Below are 15,441 nucleotides of genomic sequence, written 5' to 3'. Positions count from 1 at the left end.
TGTCAACCCTGGTGCGACCGCGCCCAGGAGATCGCGCCGGTCAGCTTGGTGAGGTCGTAGTCGGGGCCGTTGACGCCGACGGTGAAGAGGGTGGCTCCGGCGTCGACGAAGGCCTGCGCGTCGTCCGCGCCCGGCCACGCCACCGATCGCTCGATCTGCGACACGTCGCGGCCGACGGTCTCACCGTGTCCGGCCAGGACCTCGGACTTGTGCTTCAGCGCGTCCAGGTCGGCGAAGCTGTGCCAGACGTCGGCGTAGCGGGCGACCATCTTGAGCGTCTTCTTCTCACCGCCACCGCCGATGAGAATCGGGATGTGGCGAGTGGGCGCCGGATTGCCGACGGCGAGACGCGAGGTGATGCGCGCGAGACTCTCGTCGAGCAGTGCCAGGCGTGAGCCGGCGGTGCCGAAGTCGTAGCCGAAGTTGTCGTAGTCCTTCTGGTTCCACCCGGCGCCGATGCCCAGGATCAGCCGTCCTCCACTGATGTGGTCCACGGTGCGCGCCATGTCGGCCAGCAGGTCGGGATTGCGGTAGCCGCCGCCGGTGACGAGCGCGCCGATCTCGACGTTCGAGGTCTGCTCGGCCCAGGCGCCCAGCATCGTCCAGCACTCGAAGTGGGCGCCGTCGAGGTCGCCGTACAACGGGTAGAAGTGATCCCAGTTGAAGACGATGTCCACGCCGGCGTCCTCGGACCGCAACACCGCGTCGCGGATGAGGCCGTAATCGGGGGCGTGTTGGGGCTGAAGCTGAACTCCGATGCGAACGGACATGTGTGATCCTTCGGTGAGTGCGCTGGCTGTCGCTTCCATGGTGCCCGGCCTGTCAACCGATGCGCACTCCACACGCGTGCATCGTCGCGCGGAGGACGAAACCTGCCTCGGCGCCGATGATCTCCGAGACCAGGGTGAGATAGCGATCGACGAACGCGCCGCCGTGGGCCGGTTCGGGGTGGTCGTCCGGATCGCCGGGTTCCAGATGGTGCGCGATCTCGTGCAGCACCACCATCTCGCGCAGGGCCCAGGCGCGTCCCCGTACGTGGAGTGGGACAGCGATGGTGGCGGTGTCGACCTCGTAGTGCGCGGCGCCCGCGCCCGAGCGGGCCCGGACCCGTACCGGGACCGCCGCGCGTGGCCACTCGCTGCGCACCCAGTCCAGAGCGGTGACGCCGTCGACGTAGGTCTGGACCGAGTCGAGCGAGGCGAAGCGCCGCTCGATCGGCAGGGTGACCGTGGACCCGAGGAGCTCGACGGTGCGCAGGCCCCGTTCGTCCGCGCGGTCGAACATGGTGCGGACCTGATGCTCGGCGTCGTAGACGCGGGAGCGCTGGCTGTCGCGGGTCACCGTTCGAGTTGTCCTCGGGGGCCGCCGATCTCGCTCTGATTGCCCAGGCGCGCACGTCGACCGGCGTGGTCTCCGGCTCGCCGAGCCTCCGACGAGTACGAGCGACCCGAGCTGCCGCGCCAGGTACCCCGGGCGGTGGAAGCGGACCGGTAGAAGTCGCGCAGCTCGATCTCCTTGTCACGCAACACCAGTGCGGTGCCGGCCTCGGGAGCTTCCGTGGCGACCGCCTCGGCCTCGGCCTCCTTCTTGACGGCGGCCAGGCGCTCGCCGACCCGGTGCGCGAACGCGGTCTGGAACTCGATCCTGGCAGTGACGCCGGCGAGCGGCGCCCGCTCGACCGTGCGATAGCGCCGGCGTCCTCGGACGACGGTGACCTCACGGTCCACGGTGGCGTCCCGGTACGCACCCGACGAGATGTACGTGTCGCTCGCGCGCACCATCTGCACGAGCAGGCTCGCGTACAGGGCCTCGCACGTGTCGATGTCGCTCTCGAACCCGTACGCGAAGACCTGCGTCGACGACTGCGCCACGTCGCACTGCACGTCGTTCGCGCGGGCGATGGCCACGAACAGCAGGACGTAGGTGCGCAGGCCCTTCTTGCCGTGCTCCCCGATGTGGACGACGCGCTGCACCGGCGTCGCCCGCTTCTCGCGCGAGGCGGTGTGCGAGCGTGCCACGGCCAGATCGACCGAGGCGGCGGTCGCGAGACGCTGCGCGGCCTCCATGAACGCCTCGGCCTCGTGGGGATTGTCCGTGGACTCGGCCTGACGCAGAAGCCCACCGATGCGGGCCACCATCCTGTCTGAACTCACGGGCCGAGAGTACGCCCGGACCAGCCGTGAGCCGGGCCCACCGAGCGTCCCCGGGGACGGCCGTCCACAGGCGCTCGCAGGGTCTTGCGGACGGCCGCGTCGGCGAGTAGCAGTCAGCGCTCGGAGTTCTCCACCAAGGCCGCGACGGCGTCGATGCGCCGCCGGACCGCCGAGGCTCCGATGACGTCCGCACGGGTGCGGGCCGACGCCAGAGCGCGGGCCGCGAGCCGTCCGGTGCGGGCGTGCTCGATGCGGAGACCGAGATACGCGTCCTCCGCGCTCCATCCCTCGAAGCCGCGGGCGACGTGCAGGCGCCGCGCGGCGTGCAGATGGCGACCCGCTCGCTCGACGTGACCGGTGGCCAGGGACGCGTCGGCCAGGTGGTGGTGCACCACGCCGAAGACGCTCGGGGCGACCGACACGGTCTGCTCCGCGTAGGGCAGCAACCGTTCGTACACGTCGGTGCACACCAGTGTGTTGCCCACCGTGGCACCGGCACGGGCGATGAAGGTCATCGACATCAGCCAGAGCATGTCCGGGGCGATCGCCGCGAGCCGTTGCTCGTCGTACCAGTCCATCAGCTCGCGCGCCTCGTCCATGCGTCCGACGTCGGCGAGCGAGGACGCCACGACCGGGCGGAACGCCGGGATCAGGTCGAACATAGTGGCCATCTCGTCGCGCCGATCCGCGAAGTGCCGGAGATCTCCGCGCATCGTCCGGAGGGTGAGGATCGACGTGTGTTCGCGGCCGTAGGTGTGGCTGCCGAGCGCGGCGTCGGGCGTCTCGCAGATCCGTGCCAGCACGGTCTCCGCGCGCACCAGTCGTCCTGCCGACACGTCCACGCCGAACTTGGAACACACCATGGCCCAGGTCATCTCGGGGTCGTCCGCGAGATCGGCCCGGGTCACCGCCGCGAGTGTCGAGTCGGCGCCGCCGAGGTCGCCGAACGCCTGCTGGGTCCTGGCCAGGATGGTGGCGGCGGACGGATCGCGATGCCGCCGAGACGATGTCGACTCCAGCTCGACGAGGCGCGTCATCGCCTCCTGGCGCAGATCCCAGCACTGGGGCACCAGGAGGCACCACAGCATCGCGCGCAGCGCCGACTCGAGGGCACTGCGGTCTCCCACCGAATGCGCCAGCGTCACAGCCTGTTCGAGAAGGTCTCGGCGTTCCTTCCAGTCATCGGTCCAGCTCAGCTCCATGGCCAGCAATACCAGGACCTTGGCCGTGGCGGCGCTGTTCGCGCGGCCGGAGTCCTCGAGGACGTGCAGTGCGTCGTGCAGGCTGTCGAGTCGTTCCGGCAACGGGTCGAACATCTGGAACAGGCCCGCACCACTGATCGTGTCCGCCAGCGTCGCGTCGACCTGTAGGTCGACGTCGCCCAGTCTCCGCGCCATGGCGATCGCGTCGAAGAGAGTGGCCCGGTAGGACCGGTCGATGCACTTGCGCTGCGCCCGGCCGAGGTCGATCAGCAGTCGGCACCGGTCTCGGGAGTCGCCGTGCGGCACCATCTTCCGAAGGGCGGTCCGGTACCCCACCACCGCGTCCTCGTACGCGGACACCGCGTAGGCGGCGTCGCCGGCACGCCGCGCGTAGAGCGCGGCCTCGGAGCGGTCGGAGTCCAGCGCCCTGCCGAAGTGGTACGCGATGCGCGCGAGTTCGTCGGCGGTGGTGTCGGCACCGAGATCGACCAGGGCCCGAGCCACGTCGGAGTGCATCTGCGCTCGCCGCGCCCCGGGTATCGCGTCGTACAGAGTCGACTGCACGAGAGCGTGTCTCATCACCAGCTCGTCGTCGGTGTCGCCGGCGACCAGGAAGTTCACGGCCAGCAGTTCGTCGAGGGTCTCGGCGAAACGGAGATCGGACGGGATCGTCGAGGCGGCCCGCAGCAGCGGGCGCGAGACCGTCACCCCGGTCACCGCGCACAGTTCGAGCAGAGTGACTGCGTCACAGCTTAGTTCGCGACTCGCGAGACGCACCGCGTCCGTGACCGTGAAGGGGAGCGAGCCGCCGGGTTCGCGCTCGTGTGCCGCGATGACGGCTGCGACCAGCAGGGCGGAGCCACCCGTCCGTGCCACGATGGCCTCGGGGTCGAGGGTCGAGTTCTGCTCGCGAAGGAGGTCGTGCACCGCGGCCAGAGACAGTCCGCCCAGGGTGATCTCGCGGAACCCCGCCGACAACCGGATGACGTCGAGGGTCGCCTGGAGTTCCGGGGACACGAGGTTCTCGTCCCGCATTGTCGCGAGGATGCAGAGTCGGTCGTTCTGCGTCGACCGCGCGAGATGGCGGACCAGGGCGGCCGTCGTGCCGGAGGCCCACTGCAGGTCGTCGATCACGAGCAGGGTCGGGGCCTGTCGAGCGGGCCCGACGAGCCACCGCTGCACCGCGTCGGACGCCCCTGTGCGGTCGTCGTCCACGTGCGGGGGGATGAGGTCCCCGAATCGACGTGCGGCCCCGGGGATGATGCCGAGGATGTCGGCGCCGTTGGTCCGCAGCCACTGACGCGCTCCGATGACGCCGCGCGAGTCGAGGTCGCGGGTGACCGCCTCCACGAACGGTTCGTACGGGATGGTCGAGTGTTCGCTGCAGCGACCCGACACGACGTCCGTGCCGGCGGCGCGGGCACGCTGCATCACGGCGCGGGCGAGTGACGTCTTCCCTGCCCCCGGCGGACCCGAGACCAGGAGAAACCGTCCATGACCGGCAGCGGCCGCCTCGAGGTCCTCGACGATGCGGCTCATCTCGACATCGCGTCCGACGAAGGCGGATCCCACCGGCGGCTCCTCGCGCTGCGCTGGGGTGGTCTCGGTATCGTCCTCCAACAACTCCAGGTACAACGACTGGGTCTCGCGTGAGGGGCTCACCCCGAGCCGGTCCGCCAGCACCGCTCGGCATCGCGCCGCCGCCCCGAGAGCCTGTCCGCGGTCGCCCAGTGCCACGTAGCCACGCATGGCGATGCGGTACGCGCTCTCGCGCAGGGGGTCGGCTGCCAGCAGGGACTCCGCGGAGGACACGGCGTTCTCGAACGCACCGAGATCCATCGACGCGGTGGCGTCCGCTTCGAGGGCCGTGAGCCGCAGGTCGTCGAACTCTCGCCGGACGTCGTCCGCCCACGCGCCGTTGGCTCCGACGAGCACGGGTTCGGCGAGCAGACGCAACGCCGTCCGGGCATCGCGGGCACGGTCCGCGGGTGATCCCTCCGTGCGCCGGCACGCGTCCCGGATCTCCTCGAGATCGACCGTGGTGTCCGGCGGAAGAGTCAGACGCACCATGCCGGTACGGGACACGATCGACGTACCCGCGATGTCCGCGGCGTCGAGAACGTCCCGCACCTTCGAGATCACCCCACGCAGCACAGAATTCCAGGTGCGCGGCCGCTTCTCGGGCCAGAGCAGGTCCGCCAACTCGTCGTGCGAGACCTCTCGATGGCGATTGAGCGTCAGATACGACAGCAGTTCGACGCAGCGCGGCCCACCGATGATGCGGGGATCGACCACCCGAGAGCCACGCTCGACGGTGACGGCACCGACGAGTCGGACGGAAGCGGGTGAGTCACTCGTCACCTGACAAGTCTAGTCAGCTGTGCGTATCCGCGCCGCATGCAGGCACTTTTGCACTTCTTGTGCACGCGTCGGGCACGGTGAGTACAGGAGAATCCGGCCGACCCGGCCGGCGCACGACCCTCAGGAGCGACCCCATGCCTCGAACCTCCGTCACGGCCTGCCTGCTGGCGGGGTCCGTCGCCTCGCCCCTGTGCACACAGCGGAGCCACCGACTGGGTTCCGGCCCGTCCTGCGGTACCGCGGACGTCGCGTCCGACGGGATGTTCACCTACTCGCGTACGGCGTCCGTGGACCGGTGGGAGGACGACCCGTCGTCCTTCGGCTCCGATCGCTTCACCATCGTCGTCACCGACGGGGACCACGAGGTGGGGGAGATCGTGATCACGCCGGTGTTGTCCACGAGTGCGACGGAACCGATCACGGCCGTCGGCGTGGTCACCACCGAGGGCACCGTCGTGACGTACGAGCACGACGCGGCGGCGTCCGCACGTCGCCGACCGCTCACGGAATCGTCTCCTCCGCGGGGGCCGCGCGTGACGGGTGCGCACCATCGACTCGCCGTCGTCCGCTTCGGTACCGAGACCTGCGATCAGACGTTCCAGGTGTTCGTGTCCGACGGTGTCCGCGGCACCACGTCGTACCTGCTCGGCGTCCCCGACGGCCCGCTCGACCGGTGAGACGCCGACGGGGTCGCCGCGGCCGAGTGATCGACCGTGACGACCCCGTCGGGACGTTCGCGAGTGGCTACTGCTCGTCGGAGCCGATGATGAACGCCTCGAGCTGCTGACGAGCGATGTCGTCGGCGAGCTGCTTCGGCGGGCTCTTCATCAGGTACGCGGACGCGGGCACCACAGGTCCACCGATTCCGCGGTCCTGAGCGATCTTCGCGGCGCGCACGGCGTCGATGATGACGCCGGCGGAGTTCGGGGAGTCCCAGACCTCGAGCTTGTACTCGAGGTTCAGCGGGACGTCACCGAACGCGCGACCCTCGAGGCGGACGTAGGCCCACTTGCGGTCGTCGAGCCAGCCGACGTGATCGGACGGGCCGATGTGCACGTCCTTCGCATTGAACTCACGCTGCAGGTTGGACGTGACGGCCTGCGTCTTCGAGATCTTCTTCGACTCGAGGCGCGTGCGCTCGAGCATGTTGAGGAAGTCCATGTTGCCGCCGACGTTCAGCTGCATCGTGCGATCGAGCTGGACGCCGCGATCCTCGAACAGCTTGGCCATGACGCGGTGGGTGATGGTGGCACCGACCTGGCTCTTGATGTCGTCGCCGACGATGGGCACACCGGCGTCGGTGAACTTCTTGGCCCAGACCGGATCGGACGCGATGAAGACGGGCAGCGCGTTGACGAACGCGACCTTCGCGTCGATGCAGGCCTGCGCGTAGAACTTGTCGGCTTCTTCGGATCCGACGGGCAGGTAGGAGACGAGCACGTCGACCTTCGCGTCACGCAGTGCCTGCGCCACGTCGACCGGCTCCGCGTCGGAGATCTCGATGGTCTCCGAGTAGTACTTGCCGATGCCGTCGAGTGTCGGGCCGCGCTGGACGCTGACGTCGCTCGGGGGCACGTCGGCGATCTTGATGGTGTTGTTCTCGCTGTTGAAGATGGCTTCGGACAGATCGAAGCCGACCTTCTTGGCGTCCACGTCGAACGCGGCGACGAACTCGACGTCGCGGACGTGGTACTTGCCGAACTTCACGTGCATGAGGCCGGGAACGGTGGTGTTCTCGTCGGCGTCCTTGTAGTACTGCACGCCCTGAACCAGGGACGACGCGCAGTTACCCACGCCCACAATGGCCACGCGCACCGCAGTGCTGTTGTCACTCATGGTCGGGTTCTCCTTCTTTTCCGTATCGGGTGGCCGGAGCCGACGTGCTCTCCGGGTGTGCCACGGCCGAGGTGTCGGTCGTGGGTGCGGGCGGTGGACTCTCCGAAGTGATCGCCATTGCCTCGGCAGCGATCAATTCGTTGAGCCATCGCACTTCGCGCTCGCTCGACTCGAGGCCGAGCTGATGCAATCCGCGCGTGTACCTGTCCAACGACCCACTTGCTCGGCCGATGGCGTCGCGGAGCCCCTCACGGCGCTCCTCGACCTGGCGACGCCGACCTTCGAGTATCCGCATCCGCGCCTCAGCGGGGGTGCGCCCGAAAAAGGCCAGGTGTACGCCGAATCCATCATCTGTGTAGTTCTGCGGACCCGTGTCCGCGACCAGCTCGGTGAACCGAGCTCGGCCGGCCGGCGTGAGTTCGTAGACACGACGTGCCCGACGCTTGACGGCGCCCTGGACTCCGGGGTTCTCGACGATGAGCCCGTCCGCCTGCATACGACGCAAGGTGGGGTAGAGCGAACCGTACGAGAAGGCCCGGAAGGCACCGAGAAGGCCGGTGAGTCGCTTACGAAGCTCGTAACCGTGCATGGGTGTCTCCAGGAGCAGGCCGAGGATCGCCAGTTCGAGCATGTGCGGTCCCCTTCCTGTTCCGACCCGAGTCCGCGTCGAGATGACGCTCGCTCACTATAACCGCCACATGTATCGGGCCGATATATGGGGGTACATGTAACTGTCGAGAACATGAACACGGACCCCGTCAGGGACGGTGGGGGCTGACGCGCGAGACCTCACCGGCCAGGGTGGCCTGCAGGTATCCACCGCGGCCGTCCGCATCCGCGGCGTAGACCAGTACCTCCGGCACTCCCTCGTTGCGCACGATCACGTGGGTGACCGACGCGTCCGGTACCTCGACGAACGACGCGGACCCCGCCATCAGGCCCGCCAGTGCCGCGACGTCGAGCGCGGTGAGGTCGAAGGGCAGCTCGTCCGTCTCCCTCGGGCTCGTGGCGGCGGACTCCGCGAAGCCGCCGCGGACCGACACGTCGCGCACGCGGTCGCTCTCGGCGAGGCGGGTCAGAGAGGCGCGATCGTCCGACGGGTACAGCACCAACTCGGTGACCTCGGGGTCGCCGAATCGTGTGATCCACCGGTCGCGGAAGTCGGCCAGGCCCTCCGGGGTGTCGAACACGAAGGGTCGCGCGACGATCGGCGTCACGGTGCCCGCGGCCGTCGCTCCCGGGCCGACGGACGACGACGGAGCCGCGACGCTCGGCGACGACGGTGCATCGGATCCGCGGACCGCCAGCACGACGGCGACTCCGAGGACGAGGACCACGACGAGCAGACCCACGATCACCGGGCGCCGGGACGGTCCGGGTGCGGGCCGTATCGCCTCGGGCAGCGGTACGGCCGCCTGCAGATCGGCGGCCAACGCGTGGAGATCGCCCAGTGTCGTCGCCGTTCTCGCCGCCGCCACCCGTGACCGGTGCTCGTCGAACGTCAGCTGCCCGTCCGCGTACGCGGTGTCGAGAGCGGTCGCGACCACGGCGCGATCGATGTCACGGGCGCGCAGTCGTCGATCCTGTCCGGTCGCCATCGTCGTCTCCTACTCGGTCGGATCGAACGGGGTGACGCTGAGGAAGTCGCCCGACAGGGACGCCTCGAGGTATCCGTCCTCGTTCGCGGCCTCGTTGCTCGCGTGCAGGCTGATCGCGGGGCCGGCGCCGGTGTTCCGGACGAACAGGTACAGCGAGTCGATCTCGGCGATGTTCAGGCTCGCACCGGCGCCCAGGACCAATCCGCCGAGCACGCCGGGGCCCAGGTCGGCGAGGTCGACGATCGCCGTCTCTCGGTCCCTGTCCGCGTCGTCCGACTGTCTCCACTCGCCGTCGCGGTACTGATAACGCCTCTCCCGGCCCGGATCGTCGGGACTCGGCGCCCTCAGCAGCGCGTACTCGGAGTAGAACATCAGCTCGTCGACGACGGTGGTTCCCAGCAGGATGCCCGTCGACGCCACGATGTCGTCCATCGCGCGCGGTTCGAGGTAGCCGGCCGAGCCGTAGGTGCCGGTCGCGCTGTCGTCGGACGCACAGGCGCGGACACCGAGGAACAGGAGTGCGGCGACGACCAGGAGAACGGCCCACCGGATCACCGCGCTCAGCACGCTCGGCCGACCCCGACGGGAGAGCCCCGCGGCTGCCGCCCCGGGCGACGCCATCGGAGCCAGGTCCGACGTGCCCTGCAGATCGCCGATCAGATCGTGGAGGTCCTCGAGCGCACGTGCATCGGTGGCGAGGGCGATGCGGGTGGCGTGCTCCTCGGCGTCGATCTGGCCGTCCGCGAGTGCACGGTCCAGCGCGGCGCACGCGTGCACTCTGTCCTGGTCACGCGCTCTGACACCCACAGATCGGACCGTCGGCATCGCCAGATGGTAGGCCCGTGGACCGGGTCCCTCAAGTGCTCCGGCTCCACGGCTCCGCTCCAGCGCACGGGACGGGGTCGAGCACCACCCCACCTCGACGGCGCACGTACTCTGGTCACCGTGAGATCACAGCGGCAGGTGGTGGACTACGCGTTGCAGCGCAAGTCGCTGCTCGCCGAGGTCTACTCCGGACGAACGGCGATGGCCCAGGTCTGCGACGCCGATCCCTACCTCCTCCGAGCGGCCAAGTTCCACGGTCGGCCGTCCACCGTGGCGTGCCCCATCTGCCGGAAGGAGCAGCTCACGCTGGTCTCCTGGGTGTTCGGAGAGAAGCTCGGGACGATGAACGGCTCGGCCCGGACCGCGGACGAGCTCACCCGCCTCGCCGGCACGCAGGAGGAGTTCTCCGTGCACGTCGTCGAGGTCTGCCGAACCTGCAGTTGGAACCACCTCGTGCAGTCGTACGTCCTGGGTGCCGTTCCGGCGCCCAAGAGCCCCCGCACACGCTCCGCCTCCCGCCGACGCACGGCCAGTGAGTGACGGACGCAGGTCGTCGGCGGTACCGTCCGTCGGTGGTCCCCCGCGCAACCGAGTCGAACGAGCCCGACGCACACGTGACCGTCGCCACCTGGTCACACGTGCGTCCTGACAGTGGAGTACGTGAGTGAGTTCCCCCTACGACAGTTCCGGTGACGATCGCGGGCGTCCGTCCGGCCGCCACGGTCGACCCGACGGGCCCGGGGAACCACCGCGTCACGGGCGCCCGAGCCACGAGCCGGTCCGCGATCCCCAGCAGCGGCCGTCGGGCCCACCCCCACCGCGTGCGCCTCGCCGGGACGGCCCCGGTGGTCCCCCACCGAGCTGGCCGCCGGCCGATCACCCGCGGCGCCCGGCCTACGGTCCGCCGTCCTACGACGATCGTGGACCGGACACCACCCAGATTCCCCCGACCGCGCCCCCGCCGCGGTCGCAGGCGTTCTCGCAGCCGCGCCCGTACTCGGACGATCCACGGGCGACCGACGTTCCACCCTCCCGGCCCGTGACGTCCCACTCGCGTGGCGACGCCGACGGTGACCGGGACCGGTTCGGTGGAGGACCCACCGAACCGCCATCAGGAGGTACTGCCACGAAGACGAAGAAGAAGTCGAAGTGGAAGGTCCTGCGGCGCACGCTGTACGGCTTGATCGCGCTGGGCATGGTCGTTCCGGTCCTGGTGTTCATGGTCGCGTACGTCGTCGAGGACGTTCCGCGGCCCGGTGACATCAAGACCAACCAGGTCGCCACCGTCCTCGCATCGGACGGAACGTCCGTCCTCGGCACGGTGGTCCCTCCCGAGGGCAACCGCACCGACGTCGAGATCGGACAGATCCCCGAGCACGTCCGCAACGCGGTGTTGTCGGCCGAGGATCGCGACTTCTACTCCAACCCCGGATTCTCGGTCACCGGCTTCGCACGCGCCGCTCGCGACAACGTGCTCGGGCGCGACAGCGCCGGTGGTGGATCCACCATCACGCAGCAGTACGTGAAGAACGCGCTCGTGGGGTCCGAGCGGACGCTCACCCGCAAGATGCGCGAGCTGGTCATCTCCTCGAAGATGGCGCGTCAGTGGACCAAGGACGACATCCTCGCCGCGTACCTCAACACCATCTACTTCGGCCGCGGCGCGTACGGCATCGCGGCGGCGTCGAAGGCGTACTTCGACAAGCCCGTCGAGCAGTTGAGCGTCGAGGAGGGTGCCGTGCTCGCGGCCACCATCCAGCAGCCCTCCGGACTCGATCCGGAGAACAACCCGACGGGTGCGCAGAGCCGCTGGAACTACGTCCTCGACGGCATGGTCACGATGGGTGCGCTCGATCAGACCCAGCGTCAGGCGATGCAGTACCCGCAGTGGCGACCGCTCGCCTCGGTGGACAGCGGCGACGCCGCCGACGCCGGCCCGAACGGACTGATCAAGAACCAGGTGCTCAAGGAGCTCACCGCGTCGGGCATCAGTGAGCAGGACCTGAACACCGCCGGACTGCAGATCACCACGACGATCGATCCGCAGGATCAGCAGGCCGCCATCGACGCCGTGAACTCCAACATGGAGGGCGAACCGTCCGAGCTGCGCACGGCGTCGGTGTCGATCGACCCCCGCACCGGTGCGGTGCGCTCGTACTACGGCGGTGTCGACGGCCGCGGCTTCGACTTCGCGCAGTCCGGCCTGCAGACCGGTTCGTCGTTCAAGGTCTTCGGCCTGGCGGCGGCTCTGGATCAGGGCATCCCGCTGTCGCAGATGTACGACAGCTCGCCGCTGACGGTCAACGGCATCTCCATCGGCAACGTCGAGGGCGAGTCCTGCGGCACCTGCACCATTGCCGAGGCGCTCAAGCGGTCGCTCAACACGAGCTTCTACCGGTTGCAGCTCAGCCTCGACGGCGGCCCGCAGGCAGTGGCCGACATGGCGCACCGCCTCGGTATCCCGACCGAGGTCGAGGGCATCGGCGAGACCCTGACCGAGCCGAACGGCGCCGGCCCCAACAACGGCATCGTGCTCGGGCAGTACCAGTCCCGTGTCATCGACATGGCCAGCGCCTACGCGACGCTCGCCGCATCGGGTACCTACCACGCACCGCACTTCGTGCAGAAGGTCGTGACGGCCGACGGCACCGTGTTGCTCGATCGCGGAGCGGACCCCGGCGAGCAGCGGGTCGACCCTGCCGTCGCGGACAACGTCACGGCGGCCATGCGTCCCATCGCGGGCTACTCGAACGGCCACAACCTGGCCGAGGGACGCGCCTCCGCCGCGAAGACCGGCACCGCGCAGCTCGGTGACACCGGCGAGAACAAGGACGCCTGGATGGTCGGGTACACGCCGTCTCTGGCGACGGCCGTGTGGGTCGGTACCGAGCAGGGCCTCCCGCTGGAGAACAGCTACGGGGGACCCATCTACGGCTCCGGACTTCCGTCGGACATCTGGAAGGACACGCTCGACGCGTCCCTCGAGGGCTCGCCCGTCGAGTCGTTCCCTGCACCGGGTGCGATCGCCGGCCAGGCCGGTGTGCCGCAGTACTCGGCACCCGCGCCGACACGGACCGCGGCGCCGCCCACGTCCTCTTCCGCAGCGCCGGAGCCCACGACGCCGGAGCCCGTCGCTCCGCCGGTCGTCGTCCCGTCGCAGGTCGAGATCCTGCCGGGCATCACCATTCCGGTTCCCGGTCTGGCCCCGGCGCCGGCGGAACCTTCCGCCGTCACCCCGCCCGACGACGGGGCGGCTCCGGAGCCGGCCACGCCGCCCGGCGGCTAGGGGTGACGGGCAGGCCGGAGGCCGGTCGGGATTCGGCGGGCAGGCCGGAGGCCGGTCGGGATTCGACGGGCAGGCCGGAGGCCGGTCGAGTTTCGGCGGGCAGGCCGGAGGCCGGTCGGGACGACTCGTCCGACGAGTTGTTGGCGAGTCCGGGTGAGTTGGCGACGGATCGACGCTCCGCTCGTCGGCGCGATCGGCCGAGTCTGACCGACCCCATGGTTGCGGAGTTGTCGACGGTGGTCGGCGGCCCCGTCGGCAAGCACGCATTGGTGGGGCGGCAGCGCCACATCACGCCACTGCGCGTGATCTTCGCGTTCACGGTCGTGTTTCTCGCGCTGGGCTGGTTCGGCAAGGCCGCGTGCATCCAGCAGGCCCCGAACGGCCCCGGCGGCGAGCTGGGACTCGACTGGAGCGGGAGCCGTCAGTACGTCGCGATGTGCTACTCCGACGTGGTCCCCCTCTACGGCGCGGAGCGCCTCGATCAGGGCGCGTTCCCGTACAAGAAGTCGTGGGAGGAAACGGGTTCCGACGGTTCCACGATCACCCGGTACATGGAGTATCCGGTGGTGGCGGGGCTGTACCAGTACGTGTCGATGCAGGTGGCCCACGCGTGGTCTGCGGTCCCGTGGTTGCCGCAGGCGCTCACGGTCGCGCTGTATTTCAACGTGGTGGCGTTCGGCTCCGCCCTCGCCTGGCTCGTGACGATCTGGGCGACCACGATGTTGGCGGGACGTCGGGTGTGGGACGCCGCGCTGGCCGCGTGTTCTCCTCTGGTGATCGTGCACGTCTTCACCAACTTCGACGCCCTCGCAACGGCATTCGCCTCCGGTGGGTTGCTGGCGTGGGCGCGACGTAGGCCGGTGCTGGCCGGTGTCCTGCTCGGCATCGGGGGCGCGACGAAGCTCTACCCGCTGTTCCTGCTCGGTCCGCTCCTCGTGCTGTGCATCCGCACGGGGAACATCAGGGACTGGTCGCGGACCACGGCGGCGGCGCTCTCGGCGTGGGTTCTGGTCAATCTACCCATCGCACTGCTGTTCCCGCGTGGCTGGTCGGAGTTCTTCCGACTGAACTCCGACCGCGGCGCCGATCCGGACTCGCTCTACAACGTGGCCCGGTCGTTCACCGGCTGGGCCGGATTCGACGGTCCGCTCGGTCCCGGGGAGAAGCCGGTGATCCTCAATCTCGTGACGGCGCTGCTCTTCGTGGTCGTGTGCCTCGCCATCGGCTGGGTGGCGCTGACGGCCCCGCGGCGTCCTCGCCTGATGCAGCTGTGTTTCCTCGTGGTCGCCGGTTTCCTGCTGACGAACAAGGTGTGGAGTCCGCAGTACTCCCTGTGGTTGGTGCCGCTCGCGGTCCTGGCTCTGCCGCACCGGCGAATTCTGTTGGCGTGGATGACCATCGACGCACTCGTCTGGGTTCCGCGGATGATGTACTACCTGGGCGTGGCCGACAAGGGTCTGCCCGAGCAGTACTTCACGGCGACCGTCCTGGTGCGCGATCTCGCCGTCGTCGGATTGTGTGTCCTGGTGGTGCGGCAGATCTACCGGCCGTTGGACGATCTGGTGCGTCGCAGCGGCGACGACGATCCGGCCGGTGGTGTGCTCGACGGAGCACCCGACGCGTACCCGTCGTGGGTGCCGGCGATGGTGCGTCCGCGGCCCGTCGAGGTTCCGATCGCGGATGCGGCGCCACCGCCTAGGGCACCACGGTCACCGGCCACCGACCCAGCTTGACCAGTCGGACGGCGACGGAGCCGAAGATGCGGTGCCCGGCAGACTCGGACGTGCCCACGACGATCGCGTCGGCACGCAGTTCGTCGCCGACGGCGGCGAGTCCCATCGCCGGGTCGCCGCGGAACGTCCGGAACTCCCAGTTCACGTGCTGGTGCTCGCCGAAACGCACCACGTGGTCGCGGATCTCGGTGAGCAGCTGGTCCGCCACCTGGCTCCCCGAGTCGTAGACCACGCCGCTCGCCTGCGCGAAGGCGCCGGCCGCCAGCGTCTGCACGTAGACCAGCACGAGCTTGGAGTGCTGCCGGCGCGCCAGTCCGGCGGCGTACGCGGCCGCCCGCCAGGAGGAGTCGGAGCCGTCGAGGCCCACGACGATCAGCTTGGGGCCGTCCACTCCGTACTCGAAGACGGAGGGATCGTTCGACGAGGTCACGACCCGAGCCTACGACT

The 15,441-nt window shown here is 69.4% G+C and carries 13 protein-coding genes; 4 read left to right on the top strand and 9 right to left on the bottom strand.

Going from position 1 to position 15,441, the window contains the following annotated elements; translation table 11 throughout:
• Positions 1-2: 2 nt before the first annotated feature.
• From HQ314_RS10445 to HQ314_RS10430, 4 genes are all read right to left on the bottom strand, one after another.
• The gene (locus HQ314_RS10445) at positions 3-770 is read right to left on the bottom strand and encodes an LLM class F420-dependent oxidoreductase (RefSeq protein WP_222649971.1); all 768 of its coding nucleotides are present in this window, start codon (positions 768-770) and stop codon (positions 3-5) included.
• Between the two features lie 52 nt (positions 771-822).
• A complete protein-coding gene (locus HQ314_RS10440; protein ID WP_027505999.1) occupies positions 823-1,341 on the bottom strand; it encodes a TIGR04338 family metallohydrolase in 519 nt (172 codons plus the stop codon).
• Positions 1,338-2,153 carry a DUF2786 domain-containing protein gene (locus HQ314_RS10435; protein ID WP_056440912.1) on the bottom strand — a complete coding sequence of 272 codons (816 nt, stop codon included), beginning with the start codon at positions 2,151-2,153 and terminating at the stop codon, positions 1,338-1,340. Before HQ314_RS10435 ends, HQ314_RS10440 begins: the two co-directional genes overlap by 4 nt.
• Before the next feature lie 113 nt (positions 2,154-2,266).
• Positions 2,267-5,716: a BREX system ATP-binding domain-containing protein gene (locus HQ314_RS10430; protein ID WP_222649970.1), complete on the bottom strand. Its 3,450-nt coding sequence runs from the start codon at positions 5,714-5,716 to the stop codon at positions 2,267-2,269.
• 134 nt (positions 5,717-5,850) lie between these two features.
• On the opposite strand from HQ314_RS10430, the gene HQ314_RS10425 reads away from it, so the two are divergent.
• On the top strand, positions 5,851-6,393 hold the full coding sequence (locus HQ314_RS10425) for a hypothetical protein (RefSeq protein ID WP_027506002.1): 543 nt from the start codon (positions 5,851-5,853) through the stop codon (positions 6,391-6,393).
• Positions 6,394-6,460: 67 nt separating this feature from the next.
• Here the strand turns inward: HQ314_RS10425 and HQ314_RS10420 are convergent, their stop codons facing one another.
• The 4 genes from HQ314_RS10420 to HQ314_RS10405 form a co-directional block, all read right to left on the bottom strand.
• The gene (locus HQ314_RS10420; RefSeq protein ID WP_027506003.1) at positions 6,461-7,552 is read right to left on the bottom strand and encodes an inositol-3-phosphate synthase; all 1,092 of its coding nucleotides are present in this window, start codon (positions 7,550-7,552) and stop codon (positions 6,461-6,463) included.
• A complete protein-coding gene (locus HQ314_RS10415) occupies positions 7,545-8,183 on the bottom strand; it encodes a PadR family transcriptional regulator (RefSeq protein ID WP_027506004.1) in 639 nt (212 codons plus the stop codon). Before HQ314_RS10415 ends, HQ314_RS10420 begins: the two co-directional genes overlap by 8 nt.
• A gap of 127 nt (positions 8,184-8,310) precedes the next feature.
• Positions 8,311-9,150, bottom strand: coding sequence for a DUF1707 domain-containing protein (locus HQ314_RS10410; protein ID WP_222649969.1), 840 nt, complete (start codon positions 9,148-9,150; stop codon positions 8,311-8,313).
• Between the two features lie 9 nt (positions 9,151-9,159).
• Complete coding sequence (locus HQ314_RS10405; protein WP_222649968.1) at positions 9,160-9,957, bottom strand: DUF1707 domain-containing protein; 798 nt, start codon at positions 9,955-9,957, stop codon at positions 9,160-9,162.
• Positions 9,958-10,095: 138 nt separating this feature from the next.
• Here HQ314_RS10405 and HQ314_RS10400 point away from each other — a divergent pair, with 138 nt between their 5' ends.
• The 3 genes from HQ314_RS10400 (at position 10,096) to HQ314_RS10390 (ending at position 14,994) form a co-directional block, all read left to right on the top strand.
• The gene (locus HQ314_RS10400) at positions 10,096-10,515 is read left to right on the top strand and encodes a DUF5318 domain-containing protein (protein ID WP_056695695.1); all 420 of its coding nucleotides are present in this window, start codon (positions 10,096-10,098) and stop codon (positions 10,513-10,515) included.
• Positions 10,516-11,170: 655 nt separating this feature from the next.
• Positions 11,171-13,261: a transglycosylase domain-containing protein gene (locus tag HQ314_RS10395; RefSeq protein ID WP_081821327.1), complete on the top strand. Its 2,091-nt coding sequence runs from the start codon at positions 11,171-11,173 to the stop codon at positions 13,259-13,261.
• A gap of 215 nt (positions 13,262-13,476) precedes the next feature.
• On the top strand, positions 13,477-14,994 hold the full coding sequence (locus HQ314_RS10390) for a glycosyltransferase family 87 protein (protein ID WP_222649967.1): 1,518 nt from the start codon (positions 13,477-13,479) through the stop codon (positions 14,992-14,994).
• Here the strand turns inward: HQ314_RS10390 and HQ314_RS10385 are convergent.
• Positions 14,957-15,424, bottom strand: a complete 468-nt coding sequence (locus HQ314_RS10385; protein WP_027506008.1) for a universal stress protein — start codon at positions 15,422-15,424, stop codon at positions 14,957-14,959. The genes HQ314_RS10390 and HQ314_RS10385 overlap by 38 nt on opposite strands.
• Between the last annotated feature and the right edge of the window lie 17 nt (positions 15,425-15,441).

This window comes from Rhodococcus sp. BP-332 (assembly GCF_019836065.1).
Classification (GTDB): Bacteria; Actinomycetota; Actinomycetes; order Mycobacteriales; family Mycobacteriaceae; genus Rhodococcoides.
Note: the sequence above shows the minus strand (reverse complement) of the source record. Positions and strands in the feature narration are given on the sequence as shown.

What these genes read in the sequence shown, in the direction of transcription:
- HQ314_RS10420 (WP_027506003.1), bottom strand. Translation starts at nt 7,552, where the DNA reads ATGAGTGACAACAGCACTGCGGTGCGCGTGGCCATTGTGGGCGTGGGT.
- HQ314_RS10445 (WP_222649971.1), bottom strand. Translation starts at nt 770, where the DNA reads ATGTCCGTTCGCATCGGAGTTCAGCTTCAGCCCCAACACGCCCCCGAT.
- HQ314_RS10415 (WP_027506004.1), bottom strand. Translation starts at nt 8,183, where the DNA reads ATGCTCGAACTGGCGATCCTCGGCCTGCTCCTGGAGACACCCATGCAC.
- HQ314_RS10410 (WP_222649969.1), bottom strand. Translation starts at nt 9,150, where the DNA reads ATGGCGACCGGACAGGATCGACGACTGCGCGCCCGTGACATCGATCGC.
- HQ314_RS10390 (WP_222649967.1), top strand. Translation starts at nt 13,477, where the DNA reads ATGGTTGCGGAGTTGTCGACGGTGGTCGGCGGCCCCGTCGGCAAGCAC.
- HQ314_RS10395 (WP_081821327.1), top strand. Translation starts at nt 11,171, where the DNA reads ATGGTCGTTCCGGTCCTGGTGTTCATGGTCGCGTACGTCGTCGAGGAC.
- HQ314_RS10425 (WP_027506002.1), top strand. Translation starts at nt 5,851, where the DNA reads ATGCCTCGAACCTCCGTCACGGCCTGCCTGCTGGCGGGGTCCGTCGCC.